General features: G+C 58.4%; 19 protein-coding genes. 4 read left to right on the forward strand and 15 right to left on the reverse strand.

The window, feature by feature from the left end:
- Positions 1 to 12: 12 nt before the first annotated feature.
- The 8 genes from pheS to uvrA form a co-directional block, all read right to left on the reverse strand.
- Positions 13 to 1059, reverse strand: coding sequence for a phenylalanine--tRNA ligase subunit alpha (pheS, locus tag MHX65_RS09540; RefSeq protein WP_239269862.1), 1047 nt, complete (start codon positions 1057 to 1059; stop codon positions 13 to 15).
- A gap of 120 nt (positions 1060 to 1179) precedes the next feature.
- A complete protein-coding gene (locus MHX65_RS09545; RefSeq protein WP_239269863.1) occupies positions 1180 to 1986 on the reverse strand; it encodes a TrmH family RNA methyltransferase in 807 nt (268 codons plus the stop codon).
- A 93-nt stretch (positions 1987 to 2079) separates the two neighbouring features.
- The gene (locus MHX65_RS09550) at positions 2080 to 2490 is read right to left on the reverse strand and encodes a TM2 domain-containing protein (protein WP_239269864.1); all 411 of its coding nucleotides are present in this window, start codon (positions 2488 to 2490) and stop codon (positions 2080 to 2082) included.
- A gap of 163 nt (positions 2491 to 2653) precedes the next feature.
- Positions 2654 to 3037, reverse strand: a complete 384-nt coding sequence (gene rplT / locus MHX65_RS09555) for a 50S ribosomal protein L20 (protein WP_023017886.1) — start codon at positions 3035 to 3037, stop codon at positions 2654 to 2656.
- Positions 3038 to 3093: 56 nt separating this feature from the next.
- A complete protein-coding gene (gene rpmI, locus MHX65_RS09560; RefSeq protein ID WP_239269865.1) occupies positions 3094 to 3288 on the reverse strand; it encodes a 50S ribosomal protein L35 in 195 nt (64 codons plus the stop codon).
- 35 nt (positions 3289 to 3323) lie between these two features.
- Positions 3324 to 3845 (reverse strand): translation initiation factor IF-3, encoded by a 522-nt coding sequence (gene infC, locus MHX65_RS09565; RefSeq protein WP_081443661.1) that lies wholly within the window; start codon positions 3843 to 3845, stop codon positions 3324 to 3326.
- A gap of 270 nt (positions 3846 to 4115) precedes the next feature.
- Positions 4116 to 4952: a hypothetical protein gene (locus MHX65_RS09570; RefSeq protein WP_239269866.1), complete on the reverse strand. Its 837-nt coding sequence runs from the start codon at positions 4950 to 4952 to the stop codon at positions 4116 to 4118.
- Between the two features lie 84 nt (positions 4953 to 5036).
- Positions 5037 to 7877 carry an excinuclease ABC subunit UvrA gene (uvrA, locus tag MHX65_RS09575; protein ID WP_239269867.1) on the reverse strand — a complete coding sequence of 947 codons (2841 nt, stop codon included), beginning with the start codon at positions 7875 to 7877 and terminating at the stop codon, positions 5037 to 5039.
- Between the two features lie 64 nt (positions 7878 to 7941).
- On the opposite strand from uvrA, the gene MHX65_RS09580 reads away from it, so the two are divergent.
- The 3 genes from MHX65_RS09580 (at position 7942) to MHX65_RS09590 (ending at position 12040) form a co-directional block, all read left to right on the forward strand.
- Positions 7942 to 8544, forward strand: coding sequence for an MBL fold metallo-hydrolase (locus MHX65_RS09580; RefSeq protein WP_239269868.1), 603 nt, complete (start codon positions 7942 to 7944; stop codon positions 8542 to 8544).
- Between the two features lie 77 nt (positions 8545 to 8621).
- A complete protein-coding gene (locus tag MHX65_RS09585) occupies positions 8622 to 9638 on the forward strand; it encodes a DoxX family protein (RefSeq protein WP_239269869.1) in 1017 nt (338 codons plus the stop codon).
- A gap of 98 nt (positions 9639 to 9736) precedes the next feature.
- A complete protein-coding gene (locus MHX65_RS09590) occupies positions 9737 to 12040 on the forward strand; it encodes a HelD family protein (protein ID WP_255716992.1) in 2304 nt (767 codons plus the stop codon).
- Between the two features lie 89 nt (positions 12041 to 12129).
- Here MHX65_RS09590 and MHX65_RS09595 read toward each other — a convergent pair whose 3' ends face one another.
- From MHX65_RS09595 to rpsA, 7 genes are all read right to left on the reverse strand, one after another.
- The gene (locus MHX65_RS09595; protein ID WP_005282685.1) at positions 12130 to 12570 is read right to left on the reverse strand and encodes a universal stress protein; all 441 of its coding nucleotides are present in this window, start codon (positions 12568 to 12570) and stop codon (positions 12130 to 12132) included.
- 83 nt (positions 12571 to 12653) lie between these two features.
- Positions 12654 to 13106 carry a universal stress protein gene (locus MHX65_RS09600; protein ID WP_239269871.1) on the reverse strand — a complete coding sequence of 151 codons (453 nt, stop codon included), beginning with the start codon at positions 13104 to 13106 and terminating at the stop codon, positions 12654 to 12656.
- 149 nt (positions 13107 to 13255) lie between these two features.
- Entirely contained in the window at positions 13256 to 15349 is a 2094-nt protein-coding gene (gene uvrB, locus MHX65_RS09605) for an excinuclease ABC subunit UvrB (protein WP_239269872.1), read from the reverse strand.
- Between the two features lie 39 nt (positions 15350 to 15388).
- The gene (locus tag MHX65_RS09610; RefSeq protein WP_239269873.1) at positions 15389 to 15751 is read right to left on the reverse strand and encodes a DUF4259 domain-containing protein; all 363 of its coding nucleotides are present in this window, start codon (positions 15749 to 15751) and stop codon (positions 15389 to 15391) included.
- A 75-nt stretch (positions 15752 to 15826) separates the two neighbouring features.
- Positions 15827 to 16429, reverse strand: coding sequence for a dephospho-CoA kinase (gene coaE / locus MHX65_RS09615; RefSeq protein WP_239269874.1), 603 nt, complete (start codon positions 16427 to 16429; stop codon positions 15827 to 15829).
- Between the two features lie 74 nt (positions 16430 to 16503).
- Positions 16504 to 18567 (reverse strand): glucose PTS transporter subunit IIA, encoded by a 2064-nt coding sequence (locus tag MHX65_RS09620; RefSeq protein ID WP_239269875.1) that lies wholly within the window; start codon positions 18565 to 18567, stop codon positions 16504 to 16506.
- Between the two features lie 297 nt (positions 18568 to 18864).
- Positions 18865 to 20328 carry a 30S ribosomal protein S1 gene (rpsA, locus tag MHX65_RS09625; protein WP_239269876.1) on the reverse strand — a complete coding sequence of 488 codons (1464 nt, stop codon included), beginning with the start codon at positions 20326 to 20328 and terminating at the stop codon, positions 18865 to 18867.
- Between the two features lie 249 nt (positions 20329 to 20577).
- On the opposite strand from rpsA, the gene MHX65_RS09630 reads away from it, so the two are divergent.
- On the forward strand, positions 20578 to 21309 hold the full coding sequence (locus MHX65_RS09630) for a class I SAM-dependent methyltransferase (protein ID WP_239269877.1): 732 nt from the start codon (positions 20578 to 20580) through the stop codon (positions 21307 to 21309).
- The last annotated feature ends 7 nt before the right edge of the window (positions 21310 to 21316 follow it).

The following is a 21316-nucleotide window of genomic DNA, read 5'->3' on the forward strand; positions in this document are numbered from 1 at the left end:
CCTTTCTGGGTTTTAAGCCTGTACGCCAAAGGGCAGGGTGAAGCGGACATCGCCTTCAACCATGTCGCGCATATCGGTTAGTCCATTGCGGAATTGCAGGGTGCGCTCAAGGCCCATGCCGAACGCGAAGCCCGTGTACTCTTCCGGGTCAACGCCTACCGCGCGCAGCACGTTGGGGTTGACCATTCCGCAACCGCCCCATTCAATCCAGCCGGCGCCGCCCTTTTTATTGGGGAACCAGACGTCCACCTCGGCGGAAGGCTCCGTGAACGGGAAGTAATTCACGCGCATGCGCGTCGTGGTTTCGGAACCGAAGAGCACCTTGGCTAGGTGCTCGAGCGTTCCGCGCAGGTGAGCCATGGTAAGTCCCTTATCCACGGCAAGGCCCTCCATCTGGTGGAAGACCGGGGTGTGGGTGGCGTCCAGTTCGTCCGTACGGAAAACGCGCCCTGGGCAGGCGATGTACAAGGGCACATCGCGCTCGAGCATCGTGCGCACCTGCACAGGCGAGGTGTGCGTGCGCAGGACCTGCTTGGAGCCTTCCTTGCCCACGTGGAACGTATCCTGCAGGGTGCGCGCTGGGTGATCCGGCTTAAAGTTCAGGGCATCGAAGTTAAAGTACTCGGCCTCAATCTCTGGGCCATCGGCGATTTCCCATCCCATGCCAACGAAAATATCGGCAATGCGCTCCGATAAGGACGTAATGGGGTGCAGCGCACCCGTTTGCGCTCGGGTCGTAGGAATGGTCACATCGACGGTTTCGGCCTTGAGCTGGGCCTCGCGGGCCTGCTGCTCCAATTCCTCCTTGACCTGCGCAAACCGCTTTTCCATCTTGCCGCGGGCCATGTTGACGGCCTTACCGGCGGCTTTGCGTTGATCCTTAGGTATTTGGCCGAGGGATTGGCGGGCTTGCGGGATATACCCGTTATCGCCTAAGTGCTCGCGGCGGGCAGCGGCGAGATCCTCTAGGGTCTCTGCTGCTTCGAAGGCTGCGATAGCCTTATCGGCCGCGGCCCCGAGGGCCTGTTCGGTCAATTCGATCTGCGGTGTATCGGACACGTACTTCGTACCTTCTTCTCGCGCGAAAACTAACGCGTGCAATCTTACTCTGTCACTAGGACACGGACAGCCCCAGGGACCCCCTTTTCATTCGCTACCGCGGAGCAACGCGATTGCGGCCTAGTTCTGGTCCTGCGCCTTGGCGGATTCGTACAAGCAGATGCTGGCCGCGGTGGCAAGGTTGAGTGACTCCGCGCTCCCCCGCAGTGGGATGCGTACCCGCATATCGGCCTCTTCAAGCAGCTCGCCCAGCCCGTGAGCCTCATTGCCGAAGAGCCAGGCGGTGGGTTGGGAGAGGTCGGCATCAGCAAGCTCTACTTCCCCATCCGCGGCTGTGGCAACGATTTGCATGCCAGACTTGCGCAGCTGACCCAATACGTCCTTGATATTTGGATCGCGCGCGACAGGGACGTGGAATAAGGAGCCGGCTGAAGCGCGGACAACCTTGCTGCCTAAGGGATCCACGGTCTCGCCTGCAAAGATCACGCCATCGGCGCCCATCGCATCCGAAGTCCTAATCAACGTACCCGCGTTTCCGGGCTCAGAGGTAAGCACCGGCACCGAAATCAACTTCGGCTTCCCATTAAGAATCTTTCCCGCAGACCACAAGACGGAAGAACTGCACAAGGCAAAAATTCCCGTCGTCGTCGCGGTATCGGCCAAGTGCTTCGCGGCCTTATCTGTAATGGGGTGAACATAAACGTCCATATACCCGCAAGCCGTAACGATGTCCGCGAAGCGCTCTGCAGCCTTTTCCGTCACGAATACATCCGTCGCCGCCCCCGTGGATACTGCGGCGTCGACAGCATTTTCGCCCTCGATGATGAACTGTTTCGCCTTCTTACGGCTAGCAGCCCGGTGCAATTTCGCCGCGTTGACGATGCGCGGAGTGCGTTCAGTAAAGGCCGAGTCAAAGTCTAAATTCATAGGCCCTACCCTACCTTGGGCACGTTTGCGCACGTTCCGAACCTTAGGTATAACAAAGCCCTGCCAGAAATCCGGCAGGCCATGGGAAAAGTATTATTTCTTTAGCGGAACTCCGCGTGCGTCTTTGTCGTAATCGCCCACGCCAAGGAGAATCATGAAGAACTCAATAAACACCCAGATTCCTAGAACGGTCCAGAAAAGGAAGCCCAACAGGAACCAGAAGGTAAACCAGCCGAGGATATTCAGCGACAACTGCACGATGGCATAAGTTGTACGGCCAGTGTAGAAGTTATGCGCTCCAACACTGCCCAAGAAGAAGCACAGAAACAACGCAGCTACCCAGGACTTTTGGTTACCAGTCGCCGCATATTGTTGCTGAGGATAGCCCTGCTGCGGATAGCCACCAGAGTGGAATTCCTGGGAGTAATACGGCCGATCCTGGCCGGAAAATTGACTTGAACCAGGGTTGCCTTCTGGTTGCTCGCAGTTATATGGGCTCGTCATGCCGCGCCGGTCTTCTTGCAAATGCTGGTTTTATCGACTCATCAATTTAGCACATACAGCGAACAGATTATTAGCAGGCTTGAGACAGTGAGATAGAACAAAACCCACCCCTCACCGCGTCGAGCGGCGTGGAGTGGGCGAGCAGCTATGTAGCTGGAAAGGCTTACGCAGCCTTTGGTGCGTTGACGTCCTCAGGCAGGGCGGCCTTAGCGGTCTCGCACAGTGCGGAGAAAGCCTCGAAGTCGTTGACGGCAAGCTCGGCGAGGATCTTGCGGTCTACCTCGATCTCGGCCAAGCGCAGCCCGTGGATGAGGCGGTTGTAGGTGATGTCATTCATGCGGGCAGCAGCGTTGATGCGCTGGATCCACAGCTTGCGGAACTCGGACTTACGCGCGCGGCGGTCGCGGTAAGCGTAAGTCATAGAGTGCAGCCACTGCTCCTTAGCCTTACGGTACAGGCGGGAACGCTGACCGCGGTAACCCTTGGCGGACTTCAGGATCGCGCGACGCTTCTTCTTTGCGTTAACTGAGCGCTTTACTCGTGCCACAGTAATACTTCCTTAAATTCTGGTTGAGATGGTGGATGTGGGTTGATTGGGCGCTATTAAGCGCGACCGAGCAGGCGCTTGACGCGCTTGGTGTCTGGCTGGGAGACGGACTCGGTGCCCTTGAGGCGACGGGTACGCTTGGAAGGCTTGCCCTCCAGCAAGTGGCGGCGGTTTGCCTGCTCGCGGCGCAGCTTGCCGGAACCGGTCACCTTGATGCGCTTTGCGGTGCCCTTGTGGGTCTTCTGCTTCATGAGTATAAGTCCTTAAATCCTACGTGGAATATGGTTTACTTTTTGCCCTTACGAACCGGACCCAAAACCATGGTCATGTTGCGACCATCCTGCTTGGGGCGGGACTCAACTACGCCAACCTCAGCGACGTCATCGGCCAACCGCTCCAAAAGCCGGAAACCTAGCTCCGGTCGCGATTGCTCGCGGCCGCGGAACATGATGGTCACCTTAACCTTGGATCCCTTTTCCAGGAAGCGAACTACGTTACTCTTCTTGGTCTCATAATCGTGATCGTCGATCTTCGGACGGAACTTCTGTTCCTTCACCACGGTCTGCTGCTGGTTCTTACGAGATTCGCGAGCCTTTTGGGCCTGCTCATACTTGAACTTGCCGTAGTCCATGATTTTGGCAACTGGGGGCTTAGCCTTTGGAGCAACCTCGACCAAATCCAGGTCAGCTTCATAGGCAAGCTTGCGGGCATCATCGGTGCGGACGATACCCACCTGTTCACCACCGGGGCCGACAAGACGGACCTCGGGTACTCGGATACGCTCATTAATGCGAGCTTCAGCGCTGATTGTGGTTCTCCTCGATTAGGGGTTTTGGGTAATGAGTTCACCTACCGTGGACCACAAACGAATCTAACCCGGTCTGCCAAAGGCAGCCGGGAGATCTCACAGAGCCAGACGTAAATGTCTGGTTACCTTTACCGTTATCCAACGAACCTGAAGTTCGCGGCATCGGGTGGGAGAATCTCCGCTTGTGACCCAGGTTCCTAGAAAAGGTACCTTGGGCGGTAGTGGATACGACACTAGCAGCCGCTACCATTTAAGGCAAACCGCAGAATACTAGGCATCCTCGCAGGTGGAATCGGGCTCTAGTTTTTCATCCGCAATGGCTTTATCAATGGACTTGAGGACATCATCGGCAAGGTCATCGATCGCGGCGGAGCCATTTTCATAATCCTCGCCCTCGACGATGACGCTCAAGGCCACGCCTACCCTTTTACCGTCCTTTTCATGGACACCGAATTGCCGGAAGGTGTAGTCATCGCTATTTTCATCGAGCCCCCACCCGCTTTTTGCCCGGGTGCTTGTGTGTTTGGAGAGGCCAACGTTTTGCCATTCCACGATGTCATTTAATACCTCATGGACATATTCGGCTTCTTTGATGCAGGGCAATTGCGCCCCGAAATTTGCTTGCTCCTGCAATGGCCAGATGGAGTACCCAAAAGCATCGTCCTCAATGGAGGCATTCGAGCCGTGCTCGCGCAAGAGCTTTTCCACCGCCTCCGAGGCCACACCTTCTTCCCACTGCACTTGCGACCACAATGCGTAGGCGGCATCATTATCGGATTCCTTGATGGCCAAATCCACCAAGGATGGATCGGCGCCGTCCTGCAGGGCCGTAATCGCGATGGGCACTTTGATGGTGGACCATGCTGGGCCTTCGCCTTTGTCGCCCGCAGAAATTTTTTCTTCGCCGACGGAGATGGCCACGCCGACCTTAGCGTCATAGTCCTTGGACACTGCCGCAATGGCGCGGTCTAGATCTTTGGCGATTGCGGCATCGGCATTATCGCTAGCGCTTGCCGATGCCCCTTCCCCCGCCGTATCCGGCGCCTGTTCCGGCGACGAGCACGCCGCCACGGCAGCAAGCGATACCGTCGCCAGTATCGCTCCCATTCTCCGCCGCAGATTCATTCCTCACAGACTAGCCCATCTTTTAGAAAGGGGACAATTTTTCACAGAAACTATCGACTTTAGTTTTTAAGGAAGCAGTTCCTTGAGGTAGCCGCCGGTATAGGAGCCTTCCACTTGTGCAACCTTTTCCGGCGTACCCTGCGCAACCACGGTGCCGCCGCCGGCACCGCCTTCAGGGCCCATATCCACAATCCAGTCCGCTGCCTTGATGACATCGAGGTTGTGCTCAATGATGAGCACGGAATTGCCCTTATCTACCAAGCCTTGAATCACCAGCATCAACCGGCGAATATCCTCAAAGTGCAGACCGGTCGTCGGCTCATCCAAGATATAGATGGTGCGGCCATTGGTGCGCTTTTGCAGCTCCGAGGCGAGCTTCACGCGCTGAGCCTCACCGCCGGACAACGTGGTGGCGGCTTGGCCGAGGCGGACGTAGCCCAGGCCGACATCGACAAGCGTGGCCAAGTAGCGGTGGATGGAGGTAATGGGCTCGAAAAAGTCCGCGGCTTCAGAAATCGGCATGTCCAGCACTTCCGCGATGTTTTTGCCCTTGTAGTGGACCTCCAGGGTCTCGCGGTTATAGCGCGCGCCCTCGCAGACCTCACACGGGACATAAACATCCGGCAAGAAGTTCATCTCAATCTTGATGGTGCCATCGCCCTGGCAAGCCTCGCAGCGCCCGCCTTTGACGTTGAAGGAAAAGCGGCCGGCCTTGTAACCGCGCACCTTTGCTTCTTGGGTCTCCGCAAAAAGGTTGCGAATCTTATCAAAGACGCCGGTGTAGGTCGCCGGGTTGGAACGCGGGGTGCGGCCAATCGGGCTCTGATCCACCTGCACCAATTTATCCAGGTGCTCAATGCCCTCCACGCGCTTGGCGCGCCCAGGAACCTGCCGGGCGCGGTTCAAGTTATTGGCCAAGGTCTTGGCGAGGATTTCATTGACCACGGTGGACTTGCCGGAGCCGGATACGCCGGTAATGCACACCAGAACGCCGAGCGGAATCTCAACGTTGATTCCCTTGAGGTTATTTTCCCGGGCACCAACCACCTTCAGGGTGCGGTCCTTATCGATCTCGCGGCGGTGATCCGGAACGGCCAGGACCTTGGAACCGGATAGGTACTGCCCCGTTAGAGACTCCTTTACCTTCTCCACGCCGGCGGGCTCGCCTTGGTAGACCACTTCGCCGCCGTATTCGCCGGCGCGCGGGCCCACATCCACGAGCCAATCGGACGAGCGAATGGTGTCTTCATCGTGTTCGACCACGATGAGCGTATTGCCGATATCGCGCAGACGCTGCAAGGTCGAAATCAGGCGGTGATTATCGCGCTGGTGCAAACCGATGGACGGCTCGTCCAACACGTAGAGCACACCGGCAAGCCCGGATCCAATCTGCGTGGCCAGGCGGATGCGCTGGGCCTCCCCGCCAGACAGGGTCGAGGCGCCGCGGTCCAGGGTGAGGTAGTTAAGGCCCACGTCCAATAAGAAGCGCAGGCGGGCTTGGGTCTCCTTCAACACCGCCCCAGCGATGATTTCCTCGCGGTGACCCAAGACCAGCGAATCCAAAAACTCCGAGGCATCCTCGATGGACAGGGCGCTAAGCCCCGCGATGGACTGTTCGCCATGCGTGGTCGACGCCAGGCGCACGGCGAGGATTTCCGGCTTCAGGCGCGTTCCCTTACACGTGCTACACGGCACCCGGCGGGTGTATTGCAGCAGCCGATCCTTTTGGGACTGCGAATCCGTGGTATCCAATTTGCGGTGCAGGAATCCGACGGCACCCTCAAAGGGCGCGGTCCAATTGCGCTGGCGGCCATAGCGGTTCTTATAGCGCACCCGCACCTCGGTTTCGGTGCCATAAATCAACGCATCGCGCTGCTCCTTGGTCAGCTCGCTGACAGGGGTCTGCGGGTCAAAGCCCAGGGCCTTGCCCAAACCTTCCACGAGTTTGACGAAGTACCGGGAATTCGGGCTGGAATGCCACGGCTGCACGGCATCGACAGCCGGGGCATCCGGATCCGGGATGAGCAGGTCTACATCCACTTCGAGCTTCGTGCCCAAGCCATCGCAGACCGGGCAGGAGCCAAAGGGCGCGTTAAAGGAAAACGCGCGTGGCTCGTACTCCTCGATGGTGAGGGTATGGCCGTTGGGGCAGGCCGCCTTCTCGGAATAGGTATGCGTGAGTTCCTCTTTATCAACAAACTCGATGGTGACGAGGCCATCGGCAAGCCGCAAAGCCGTTTCCACGGAATCGGTGAGGCGCTGCTTCTGCGATGCCTTGACCTGCAGCCGGTCCACCACCACCTCGATGGTGTGTTTGACCTGCTTCTTTAGCTTCGGCGGATCGCTTAATTGGTGGGTCTCACCATCCACGCGCACGCGGGAGTAGCCCTGCGCCGAAAGGTCCTGGAAGAGGTCGACAAACTCACCCTTGCGCTTGCGGGCCACCGGGGCAAGCACCTGGAACTTCAGCTTTTCTTCCTGCTCCAGGACGGCATCAACGATCTGCTGCGGCGTCTGGCGCTCGATGACGGCATCGCACTTGGGGCAGTGCGGGGTGCCGGCGCGCGAGAAGAGCAAGCGGAGGTAATCGTAAATTTCCGTAATCGTGCCCACGGTAGAGCGCGGGTTGTGGTTCGTAGACTTCTGATCGATGGACACCGCCGGCGACAGGCCACCGATGTATTCCACATTGGGTTTATCCATCTGGCCCAAAAACATCCGGGCATAAGAGCTCAACGATTCCACGTAGCGGCGTTGGCCCTCCGCGAAGATGGTATCGAAGGCCAGCGAGGACTTACCAGAGCCCGAAAGCCCAGTAAAAACCACCATTTTATCGCGCGGAATATCGATATCCACGCCCTTGAGATTGTGTTCCCGTGCGCCTCGCACAATCAATCGTTCTGCCACTGCGCTCCAGCCTCCACATCATAGATTTTAATCTCCCCTTGAATGTACCCGTAGGCTGGGACGTATGACTAACGAGCTACATCTTCACCAAATCTCCGTTTCGGAAATGGACAATAACTGCTACCTGCTTACCGCCGGCGATCAAGGCTTGCTTGTCGATGCCGCCGATAACGCCCCCGCCATCCTCAACATGGCGCGCGAGGCAGGGGTTGACATCACCGCCGTTCTCACCACGCACCGCCATTGGGATCACGTGCGGGCTCTCGACGAGGTTTTGGAGGCCACCAACGCAAAGCACTACGCCTCCTTCATTGATTCGCCGGCCATTCCGGAAGACGTAGACGTTGAGCTGCGCGAGGGCGATTCCATCGAGTTTGCCGGCATGAAATTGCCCATCATCATCCTGCGCGGCCATACCCCCGGCGGCGTGGCACTCGTGGCCACCGTTGACGGGGTCACCAACCTGTTTGTGGGAGATTCCGTATTCCCCGGTGGATTGGGTCGAACGACCTCTGAAGGCGACTTCGTGCGGCTATATAAGGACGTCACCAAGCGTGTTTTCGAGGAGTTCCCGGATAACGCCATCATCCGCCCAGGGCATGGCAAGCCCACCACCTTGGGGGAAGAACGCCCCAAGTTGGGTGATTGGTGGGAGCGCCGTTGGTGATCTAGGCGGCTATTTCAGCGTATAATGGTCAATCACACGATTGGTCTAGAACAACGAGCTAAGGAGCTTAAAGGACTATGATTCGCAAGTTTGCCCGCCCCATGCTGGCATCGGTATTTGTATGGGAAGGTGTAGACGACCTGCGCAATGCCTCGGAGCACACCAAGGAAACCGAAGGCTTCCTCAAGACCCTGCGCAAGTTCGTCCCCTCCGGTTACAAGAACCTGATTCCCAATGATCCGGAACTAGCTACCCGCGCCCTCGGCGGCGCAAAGATCGGTGCAGGTACCACCTTGGCTCTGGGCAAGGCACCCCGCACCTCCGCAGCCGTGCTGGCTGCCGCTACCCTGCCTAACTTAGTGGGCAAAAATAACTTCTGGGCCGCAGATAACAAGAAGGACAAGGAAGACCGTCGCAACGGCTTCATTACCAACACCGCCCTGCTCGGCGCGCTCTTTATCACCACCCAGGACACCGAGGGCAAGCCTTCCCTGCGCTGGCGCGCACAAAAGGCCGGTGAGCGCACCAATAAGAAGATTCAGCAGGCGCTGCCTACCAAGTCTGAGTCCCAGGAAAAGCGCGAGGAGCTTTCCGCTCGCGCCAACGAGCTGTCCAACAAGGCCGGCGACTGGTTCAATGAGACCTCCCAGAAGGCTCAGGCCTATGTGGATGACAACAAGGATGACTGGCAGTCCACCGGTCGCGGCCTCCTGGATACCGCCAAGTCCTATGTCGATGACGCCAAGGACTACGTCGATGACAACAAGGATGACTGGCAGGATTCCGGTCGCGGCTTCTTGGACAACGCGAAGTCCTTCATCGAGGACTCCGTGGATAGCGCCAAGTCCTACGTCGGCGACAACAAGCAGGACTGGCTGAAGTCCGCTGAGTCCAACGCTAAGACCGCCCGCAAGGGTGCCGTCAAGGCCGCGAACAAGGCACAAAAGCGTGCCGATGACGCCGCATCGAAGCTCGACAAGGCAGACTCCAAGCGCGCTGCTAAGAAGGCTTCTAAGCACGCAGATAAGCTGCAAAAAAAGGCTAATAAGAAGATCGAAGCCGCTATCAAGAAGATTGAAAAGCGCGCTAAGTAATTCGCCTTAACCCTCGCACACGGCCCAGCCCCTACGCTGGGCCGTTGTTCTTTGTCACGGCAAGGTCTAAACTCGAACCTCCCCTACACGGCACGCGGATGCGCGCCCACCCCATATTTTCGTGTTTCATTCTGAGGAGTCTTGTGAACTCTGCACCGAAGAATTCTCCAGCCACTCATTCTCCCGCTGACGCATCTTCATCCAGCCGCGCGGATAACGCTGGAATTTCAGCCATCGAAGCCGAGCAGAACTATGTCGATGGCCTTTTTGACCGCCTAGATGACGAGGTAGCCGCGGCAAACGCGCGCCTGAATGAGGTCCAGGCCGAGGTCGATCCGGCGACCCCCGATGCCGATGCCTTAGTGCGCCGCGAAACGGAATACCACGGCTTGCAGGCCAAATTGGACCGCCTCAACGTCGCGCAGATGGGGCTCGTCTTTGGCCGTATCGATATCGATGCTCCCGGCGATAACCCGACTGAAGAAGGACTGGACCGCCGCTATATCGGCCGCATGGGTTTGGATGCGCGCGAAGAAAACTATCGCACCCTCCTTCTGGATTGGCGCGCGCCCATGGCCCGCCCCTTTTACCTCGCCACCACCGCACAACCTGAAGGCGTACACACGCGCCGCCAGATCCGCATGTCCGGCCGCACGGTCACTGATGTCAATGATGAGGCCTTAGATGGCCCAGGCGTGCGAGAGGAAGAGGCGGGCGTGGCGAGCGAGTCCGCCCTGTACTTTGCCATGCAACGCGCCCGCACGGGACACATGACGTCCATCGTGGAAACAATCCAGCGCGAGCAGGACGAGATCATTCGGGATAATACCCGCGGCGTCATGGTCGTAGAAGGCGGCCCCGGCACCGGTAAGACTGCCGTCGCGCTGCACCGCGTTGCCTACCTGCTCTATACCCACCGCGAACTGCTATCTTCCACCGGTGTACTCATCGTTGGGCCCAATACCAATTTCTTGGACTATATTTCCCGCGTGCTGCCAGAACTCGGTGAAACCGGTGTCGTGCTCTCCACCATCGGTGGGTTATTTCCCGGCATTACTCCCACCCATACCGAGGGGCTTGTGGGCCGCGAGATTAAGGGCAGTGCGGCCATGGCGGAAATCCTGAGCGCCGCCGTCAAGGATTATCAGCAGGTGCCGAATGAGCCTCGGGACATCACCGTGGATGGCCTGACCCTGACCATCACGCCGTCCATGGTGAAGAGGGCGCGCACCCGCGCCCGCCGCTCACGCAAGCCGCATAACCAGGCGCGCGAGGCGTTCATCGAGCACTTCGTAGAGGACCTGGCCCAGGAGATGGCCACCAAGGTGGGCACGGATCCCCTGGGCGGGGAAAACCTCTTAAGCCGCGCGGATGTGGACCAATTCCACGACGATCTTGCCATTGATGAGTCCGTGGTGGGCTGCATCGATGATTTTTGGCCCGAGCTTGATCCCTCTGAGGTACTCGCCGCGTTATTGTCTTCCCGCGAACGCATTGCCTCGGCTGCCCGCGGCTACGACGAGGAAACCCAGGCCGCCTTGTACCGCGCTGATGGCTACGCCTGGACTGATTCCGATGCTGCCCTTTTGGATGAGTTGGCCGTCCTCATCGGGCTGCCCAATCCGGAGGAAAAGAAGGCGGCCAAGGACGCCGAGTGGCGCGAGCAAATCGCGGATGCAGAAGGTGCGCTGGATATCCTGTCCTCCTCCGAATCGACCGATAACGACGATGACATGTTTGAGGCGGAAATTCTTTCGGCGCACGACGTGATCGACGCAGAAACCCTGGCGCAGCGCCAGGAGGTGCGGGATACGCGCACCACCGCGCAGCGCGCCCGGGAGGATCACACGTGGGCCTTTGGCCATATCATCGTGGACGAGGCGCAGGAGCTTACCCCGATGGAATGGCGGATGCTCTTCCGCCGCTGCCCGTCCCGGTGGATGACGTTGGTTGGCGATACCTCGCAGACGGGCTCCCCTGCCGGCGTGGATGACTGGGGCGAGGCCCTGGAACCGTTCATCGCCCAGCGCTTCCGCCACCACCTCCTTACCGTCAATTACCGCACGCCCGAGCCCATTACCGAGCTTGCCAATGGCCTGTTGGCCTCCATCGATCCGGATGCCACCCCGGCCATTGCCATCCGCGATGGCGAGCCGGTGCGCCGGCTTGCCGATGCCGACTTCACCCCCGGCATTACCACCGAGGACGATGGCCGCCTGACCGCGGTCATTGATTCCACGAACGCCGAAGCAGTTAAGGGCCTCGAATTCGACCACGTTATCGTGCTTCACCCGCGCGAGATTGTCGATGCCTCCCCGCAGGGGCTGCAGAATCTGTACGTCTGCATCACCCGGGCCACGCAAACGCTGACCCTTGTAGGAGATACTGCCGGCGTGCTTTAGCCCGCTGGGATCACAAAACCCACCGCGCGAATCCAGAGGTGGACTCGCCGCGGTGGGTAAGGCGAAAGCCGGTCAGGCGAAAGCCTAGATTAATTGACGGTGTGAACAATCATGACGTCACAATCGGACTGACGCGCCACATCCGCTGGCACCGAGCCGAGCAGACGGCCGGTCAGGGAATTAATGCCGCGGTTACCAACGATGAGCAGGTCTGCATCATTGTCATTGACAATGGACATCAGGGCTTGCACCGGCGTGCCAGGGCGGACGGCGGTTTCTACCTTGGAAACACCGTGCTTTTCCGCTTCTTCCTTGCCTGCCTGCAGGTTGGCTTCGGCTTTCTCATCACCAAGAATAGTGACGGAATCCTGACGCAAGGTCTTCGAAGCCTGCTCTTGATTCTCGTAGTAAGCACAACCGATGATCAGCGTGGCATCGAATGCAGCGGCAATCTTGGCTGCTCGCTCCACGGCGAGGAGGGAGGACTTGGAACCGTCAGTACCGACAACAATCGTGCTGTAGTCGCTCATGATGACCTTTCTTTGTGGGTGTGTACCCTAACTATTCTAGTGTGCCAACTTGGCGTTACTGCAAGTCTAACAATGAAAAGTGATTAACGTTTTTCACTCGTGTTAACCACCACGACATCCACCTTGGATTTATGGGTAAGTTCCGTTGGCACCGAGCCAAAAACGCGCCCGCGCATGGAATTAACGCCGCGATTGCCCACGACTAGGAGCTCAACGTCGTATTTCTCCGTGACCTCGATTAAGGCGTTGACGGGGTCACCGGGGGTGGTGACCACCTCAATGTTTTCCGCCCCTTCGGACTCAGCAATCCGCTGCGCGTTCGTGAGGTAGGTATCGGCCATTTCTTCGCTGACCACCGGTAGCCTGGAGCCCTCACCGCTGGGGGCGCCGAGCATGGACCCAGAATGGTTATAGGCTGCGGAGACGATAATGAGCTTGGCATCGTATGCCCGCGCCATGGATGCCGCCGAGCGCACGGCGCGCAGGGAAGTTTCAGAGCCATCGGTACCGACGGCGATGGTGTGATACGAAAGCATGATTCTCCTTGCTGGTGAAGTACTAGGTCGGCACATTGAACCGGCTTTTAGTCGCCCCCAGTATAGTCAGGACGCCGGACCAATAAGCCGATCGTTGCAGTAGTGCGCACTTTTAGGGGGAGAGCGTTACCAGGACGGCGCGCACGCCGCTAGATTCCGGCTTCCTTCAGCCCGCGCAGTTCTTTCTTCAAATCCGCAATCTCATCGCGCAGCCGGCCGGCCAACTCGAATTTCAGTTCGCGCGCGGCAGCGCCCATCTGTGCCTGCAGGTCATTGATGAGCGCCTCAACCTCATCGGTGGCCATGCTGGACACGTCGCGCTTTTCCACCACCGCTGAAGGATCCGACTCGGCGGTCTCCTCCCCATTGTTCTCATAGACCTGGTCCAAGATATCCGCGATCTTCTTGCGCAGCGGCTGCGGATCCACACCGTGTTCCTTGTTATAGGCAATCTGCTTCTCGCGGCGGCGCTCCGTTTCATCGATGGCTTCTTGCATCGAGTCGGTGATTTTATCCGCGTACATGATGACCTCGCCCGATACGTTACGCGCGGCGCGGCCAATGGTCTGGATGAGCGACGTCGTCGAGCGCAAGAAGCCTTCCTTATCCGCATCGAGGATGGCCACGAGCGAGACCTCGGGCAAGTCCAAGCCCTCGCGCAAGAGGTTGATGCCCACGAGCACGTCGAATTCGCCCTGGCGCAATTGGCGCAGCAGCTCCACGCGCTGCAGCGTATCGATATCCGAGTGCAGGTAGCGGACCTTAATCCCCTGCTCCAAGAGGTAATCCGTCAGGTCTTCTGCCATGCGCTTGGTCAAGGTGGTGACCAATACGCGCTCCTGAGAGGCGATGCGGCCGCGGATCTCATCAATAAGGTCATCAATCTGGCCCTTTGTGGGCTTCACCGTCACCTTAGGATCGACCAGGCCGGTCGGGCGAATGACCTGCTCGACAAACTCGCCGCCGGAGGAGGTCATTTCGAAATCGCCAGGGGTGGCGGACATATAGACGGTTTGACCAACGCGCTCTTCAAACTCATCGAAGGTCAGTGGCCGGTTGTCCACCGCGGATGGCAGGCGGAAGCCAAATTCCACCAGGTTTCGCTTGCGCGACATATCGCCTTCGTACATGCCGCCTATCTGTGGCACGGTCACGTGGGACTCATCGATGATGGTAAGAAAATCCTCTGGGAAATAGTCCAAGAGCGTGGCTGGCGCGGACCCCGCCGGGCGGCCATCCACGTGGCGGGAGTAGTTCTCAATGCCGGAACAGAACCCCACCTGCTCGATCATCTCTAGGTCATATTCCGTGCGCATGCGCAGCCGCTGTGCTTCTAGGAGCTTGCCGCGGTTTTCTAGATCCTCGAGGCGCTCAGCCAACTCTTCCTTGATATCGGCCACGGCCTTTTCCATCCGCTCTGGGCCGGCCACGTAGTGCGTGGCGGGGAAAATGCGCACTTCATCGACCTGTTCGATAACGTCACCGGTTACCGGGTGGATATAGTACAGCGAGTCGATATCATCGCCGAAAAACTCAATGCGCACCGCGCGCTCCTCGTACGCCGGAATGATATCGACCGTATCGCCCTTGACGCGGAAGGTACCGCGGGTAAAGCCCACATCGTTGCGCTCATATTGGATATCCACCAAAAGCCGGAGGAAACGGTCCCTATCGAGCTCCTCGTCGACGGCGATAATGACCGAGCGATCCAAATAGGATTGCGGGGTACCCAGGCCGTAGATGCACGAGACCGAGGAGACCACCACGACATCGCGCCGCGAGAGCAATCCAGAGGTGGCCGAGTGGCGCAGGCGCTCGACGTCCTCATTGATGGAGGAGTCTTTTTCAATATAGGTATCGGTCTGCGCGATATAGGCTTCTGGCTGGTAGTAGTCGTAATAGGAGACGAAATATTCCACCGCGTTATTGGGCAATAATTGGCGCAGCTCATTGGCCAGCTGCGCGGCCAAGGTCTTATTGGGCGCCATGACGAGCGTGGGTCGCTGCTGCTTTTCAATCAACCACGCGGCCGTCGCGGACTTACCCGTACCGGTTGCGCCCATGAGCACAACGTCGCGCTCGTCACGGTTGAGGCGCTCATCAAGTTCCTTGATGGCCGCAGGCTGGTCACCTGCGGGTTCATAATCAGAAACGACCTGAAACTTGCCGGGGGTGCGTTCTACCTCGCCGACGACGCGGTGTTCAGAGTTTGGAATAAGGGGATGTTCAGCAGCAAAAGCCATGCCCGCTATTCTACTGCTTGGACGCTCCTGCTAGCCATTTCACGGCAGCGCGGCCTGGGCGGTGTGCAGCCACTGGTTCAGCTCCCCCGTTGGTTCCCAGAGCGCGTAGACCGACGAGGACTCAGAGCGCATCGCTTGGTTGATGCGCCGGCGCAGCCATGCCTTAGATTGCGGGGTGTACAGGGACGTAAGATCCCGTGGGGCTACGCCGTCTGGCAGGCCATCGGCAGGCAGCTTCGTCAGTGCACCTAATGCTATGACCGCTTCGGCTTCATCGGAATCGAGCACCCCCGTGCCGCACGATCGCTGAAAGTGCCGGAGATCAAAAGAACCATCCCGCAGGCTATCGAGTACGTCTCGCGCCGCGTGATTATCGAATGGTCCAGTGCCCCAAGTTCCCACGCTCAAGTAGTGTAGGAGCCAAAAGTAAACATTAATAGGAAAATGCGTTAACGCTACCTACCAAAAAGGTTAAGGTTAAGAAGACGCCGCCTCGATCTCATCGCAGACCGCCGCTGCGTGCTCGGCCAGTTGTTCCTGCGTGCCGTTATTGTCTATGACATGGCTTGCTGCCGCGAGCCGCTTCTCATCAGAAATCTGGGCGTTAATCCTTTTGCGCGCGTCTTCCTCATCGAGTCCGCGGAAATCCACGAGGCGCCGCACCCGCTCTTCTGGGTCCACGTCCACGACGATGACAAAATCCATATCCCCGTCGAGCCCATTATCCACCAGCAGCGGCATGTCATAGACCGTAAAATCAACGCCCTCTTCGCGCGCGGCGGCAAATTGCCGCTGGGTCTCTTCTTGGATGCGCGGGTGCGTAATCGAATTGAGGAGCTCGGTATGCTCCTTGTCCACGAAGGCCCGGCGAGCGAGTTCCTTGCGGTCGAGGCTGCCGTCTTCCTGCAGGATGTCCTCGCCGAATTTCTCCGCTAGCTCGGCCAATGCCGGTTGGCCAGGCTTGACGATGTCCCTCGCTATGCGATCTGCGTCCACCACCCGCCAGCCGCGCCGGGCGCACAGCTTCGCTACCGTAGATTTCCCGCTGCCAATTCCCCCGGTTAATCCGATTAGCTTCATAAGGTACCAGGGTACGCGAAAAGGAGCCCGGCACGACTGCCTGGGCTCCTTGGTACGGAATTTACGCGTGTCTATTAGGACTCGAGTTCTTCTTCCGGCTTTGGATGAATCTGCAAGAGTTCATCGCTTGGGGTGACAGCGCCGGTAGTGCCGCTCACGGAACCAAATTTCTTGGCGTTGGTAACAACGACCGGGGTAATCAGGTTGTAGTCCTTGGACTTGATGAAGTCTGCGTCAAAGCTGATGAGCTTATCGCCAGCGGAAACGCGCTGTTTCTTTTCCACGTGGACATCAAAGCCCTCGCCGCCGAGTTCCACGGTATCCAGGCCAACGTGGATGAGCAGCTGTACGCCGTTATCCAGGTTCAGACCGATCGCGTGGCCGGACTTTTGGACGGTGAGCACGGTGCCATCGGCAGGCGCGTAGACGGTATTGCCGGTTGGCTTCACTGCAGCGCCTGGCCCAAGCTTCGCGCCGGCGAAGATGGGATCGGGTACCTCGGACAGGTCCACGGCCTCACCCTCCAGAGGAGAGTCCAGCTTGATGGTTGCCTGTTCTGCTTCCTTGGTGGCGATCCCGGTGGCGGACGCAACCCCTGCAGCCTGTGCATTGTCAGAACCGTCCGACTCATCATCGGATCCTCCGATGATGCGGGACTCGGAGCGGCTAGCGACCTCTTCCACAGTCTCGTTATTTTCGCGGGCGATGCGCTCGAGGTCGGCCTGCTTTTCCTCTGCGGTGCGGTAGCCAAACAGCAGCGTGAGGGAGAAGGAGGTGAAGAATGCCACGGCGATGCCGATGATGTAGCCCACCTGCGGGGTCATGGCTGGGGTGGTCAAGATGGAGGTGAAGACGAAGGCGTTAGCGCGGACATCGAATAGCCCCATCACTGCACCACCAATGGCACAACCCGGCAGCAGGCGGTAGTAGGTGCGGCGGAAGCGGAGCAAGATACCGTAGAGGGACGGCTCCGAAATACCGCCGAGCATGCCGGCTGCGAATGCACCGACGGAAACCTGGCGCATGGAGTTGTTCTTCTCCCTCATGGAGATGACCATCACGGCGCCGGTGACACCGAAGCAGGCAAAGTTCCACGCACCCATCGGGCCCTGGATAAAGTCGTAGCCGTAGGTCGTGATGTTTTGAATCATGATCACGTTGAGCGGCCAGTGCAGGCCCATGGGCACCAGGAATGGGTACAGCAGCGGAATGACAATGGCCAAGATGAACGGCGAGAAGTCATTGATCTGGAACAGTACCCAGGAGATGCCGTTGCCCACGCCGATGCCGAATGGGCCGAGCAAAAAGGCCGTGGCCGGAATCATGATGAGCAGCGAGAAGAATGGCACGAAGACCATGTGTACGGCGCTCGGGATGACCTTCTTCAGACCCTTTTCCACCCAGAACAGGCCGATAGCGGCCAAAATCGGGGGGAATACCTGGGAGCCGTAAGAGTTAATCACCAGCGGCAGGCCGAAGACGTTCACGGTATCGCCCTGTTCACCCAGGGACATGAATTCCGGTGTCAGCAGTGCGGCAGGAATTGCGGCCGAGACCCACATATTCGCACCTAGCTTCTGCGCGGCGGTGGCACCCACCATCACCGGCAGGAAGTAGAAGACCGATTGGAACATCGCGTGGGCCAAGCGGTAGCCCTCAGGCTGTTCTTCCAACGGCGCGCGGAAGTCTTGGATGCCAATGGTATCCGCCAGCACCAGCAGCGTGATGATGAGGGAGGCACCAAGCAGCGCCCACAGAATCGGGCGGAAGGTATCAGAGAGAAACTCGAAGCAGTAGTCGATCCAATCGTACTTACCGCGCACACCATCGTAGTTCTTCTTGGATGAGGAGCCCTCCTCATCCGGCGGGTTTACCCCAGGGTCCTTGATGATTTCGCCGTAGTAGTTGGCCACGCCGCCACCCATGACCACTTGGTAGCCATGCGTACCCTGCGTGACGGAACCGAGAACGGCCGTATCGCTTTCTAGCTTTTCCTGATCTACTTTCCCCACATCAGCGAGTTGAAAACGCAGGCGCGTCGCGCAGTGCGTCAGCGACGTGATGTTATCGGCGCCGCCCAAGCTATCGATGATGTGTGTGGAAGTGTCCTTAACAGATGCCACTTCAACTCCTTGCATAAAGACAAAACAATAGTCAGTACTCAACTGGCTATTACGTCACACTCGGATTATAAGTGAGAGACAACACAAACAAAAGCCCAATTCAGTGGCCTTTAGTGGGGGTAGTTGTCTTTTCTGGAGGCCCAGTCACTTCTCCGCAGGTCAAGAACCCGCAAACGAAAAATAACGGGCAATCGTTTGCATATACTGTCATAAAACTCACAAAGCCGCGTCCTGTCTCCCAAAAGGAGAAGGACGCGGCTAGTGCAGCTGCGTGGAGTTAGGGGTTATATCACCCCAAGTTCCAAAGGCGTCTTAGTTGCCGGCGAGCTTGTCGCGCAGTGCAGCGAGCTGCTCGTCAGAAGCCAAGGATCCACCGGACTCTGCCTGAGTCTCCGATGCCGGAGCTGCATCGGAGGAGTCAGACGAGTAGTTGGAGGATGCTTCAGCGGACTCCGCGGCCTCTGCGGCGGCAGCGCGGTTGCGTTCGATCTGAGCGGTGTGCAGGTTGAAGCGGCGCTCGGACTCTGCGTAGCGTGCTTCCCAAGCCTGACGCTGCTCGTCGAAGCCTTCCTTCCACTCGTTGGTGTCCGGGTCGAAGCCTTCTGGGAACACGTAGTTGCCCTGCTCGTCGTAGGAGTCAGCCATGCCGTACTTGGACGGATCGAACTCTTCGGAGTAGTCCTCGTCAGCCTGCTTGACGGACAAGGAGATACGACGACGCTCGAGGTCGATGTCGATGACCTTGACCATAACTTCCTGGCCAACGGTGACAACCTGGTCCGGAACCTCGACGTGGCGCTGAGCCAGCTCGGAGATGTGAACCAGGCCCTCGATGCCTTCCTCGACGCGAACGAACGCACCGAACGGAACCAGCTTGGTGACCTTGCCCGGCACAATCTGGCCCACAGCGTGGGTGCGGGCGAAGACGCGCCATGGGTCTTCCTGGGTTGCCTTCAGGGACAGGGAAACGCGCTCGCGGTCCAGATCAACGTCCAGAACCTCAACGGTTACCTCGTCACCAACGGTGACAACCTCGGATGGGTGGTCGATGTGCTTCCAGGACAGCTCGGAAACGTGAACCAGGCCGTCGACGCCGCCAAGATCGACGAAGGCGCCGAAGTTGACGATGGAAGAGACAACGCCCTTGCGGACCTGACCCTTCTGCAGCTGGTGCAGGAACTCGGAACGGACCTCGGACTGGGTCTGCTCCAGGTATGCGCGACGGGACAGGACAACGTTATTGCGCTGCTTGTCCAGCTCGATGATCTTAGCTTCCAGCTCCTGGCCAATGTAGGGTTCTAGGTCGCGGACGCGACGCATCTCAACGAGGGAAGCAGGCAGGAAGCCGCGCAGGCCGATGTCCAGGATGAGGCCGCCCTTGACAACCTCGATGACGGTACCGGTAACCGGCTCTTCCTTGGCCTGCAGCTCCTCGATGGCGCCCCAAGCACGTTCGTACTGTGCGCGCTTCTTGGACAGGATCAGGCGGCCTTCCTTGTCCTCCTTGGTCAGGACAAGCGCGTCAACCTCATCGCCGACCTCGACAACTTCGTCGGGGTTGACGTCGTGCTTGATGGACAGCTCGCGGGAAGGGATAACGCCTTCGGTCTTGTATCCGATGTCCAGCAGTACCTCGTCGTGGTCAACCTTGACGACGGTACCCCCGACAATGTCACCATCGTTGAAGTACTTGATGGTGGCGTCTACAGCTGCGAGGAAGTCCTCTGCGGTTCCGATATCGTTGATCGCAACCTGAGGGGTAGTAGAAGATGGCATATTGTAAAAATGCTCCGAATAAATGTAGGAAATCGTTCGTGGACAACTGCGTGTCTCTCGAATTAAAAGCCCATCTGCGCTGCACAAATACAGGAGATAGAGGCCACATTCGATCCCGCCGCGTGATTGCCCCAAGCTTTCCTACAATAGCCTGCAACAACCCGTGGCATAGACATGCTTGTAAAAGCCTACATCTGTCCAGCTTATACGGCAAATATTGCACGCCAATCAGAAAGGTAACCCACCCCAGTGACTTCACCCTCTCACGCCAATCAATCCCACTGGGATGATGATGCGGTCTCTTACCATGCCGAGCACCCCGAGTACCTTTCCTCTTTTTATTGGTGCCCAGAAATGCTGCACGAGGCCGATGCGCAGCTGCTTGGCGATGTCTCCTCCGCCGCCGTCCTCGAAATCGGCTGCGGGTCTGCCGCCTGCACCCAATGGCTCAGCACCCGCGCCCGATTTGTCACCGGCTGCGATATTTCCCGCGGCATGCTCGCCCACGCAGAACCTGGTCTGGCACTCACCCAAGCCGATGCACTGGCACTTCCCTACGCCACCGATTCCTTTGACGTGGCGTTTTCCGCCTTCGGTGCATTCCCCTTCCTCGCCGATCTTGATGCCGCGCTCGCGGAAGTTGCCCGCGTTGTACACCCAGGCGGGCGCTTCGTCTTCTCCGTGACCCACCCAATGCGCTGGATCTTCCCCGACGATCCCACCAGCCTTACCGCAGAGATCAGCTACTTCGACCGCGCCTACCTGGAACACGATTCCACCGGGACGCTCACCTACGCCGAATTTCACCGCACCATCAGCGATTGGTTCCGCGCGCTTCAAGGTCGCGGCCCGTTTCTCATCGAGGACATCATAGAACCGGAATGGCCCGAAGGCTTAGAAACCACCTGGGGTCAGTGGTCCCCGCAACGCGGGGAGATTTTCCCAGGCAGCATGATTTTCATCTGCCACGCCTACAGCTAACGTGGAC

The sequence above is a fragment of the Corynebacterium sp. ACRPS genome, assembly GCF_022346005.1.
GTDB lineage: Bacteria > Actinomycetota > Actinomycetes > Mycobacteriales > Mycobacteriaceae > Corynebacterium.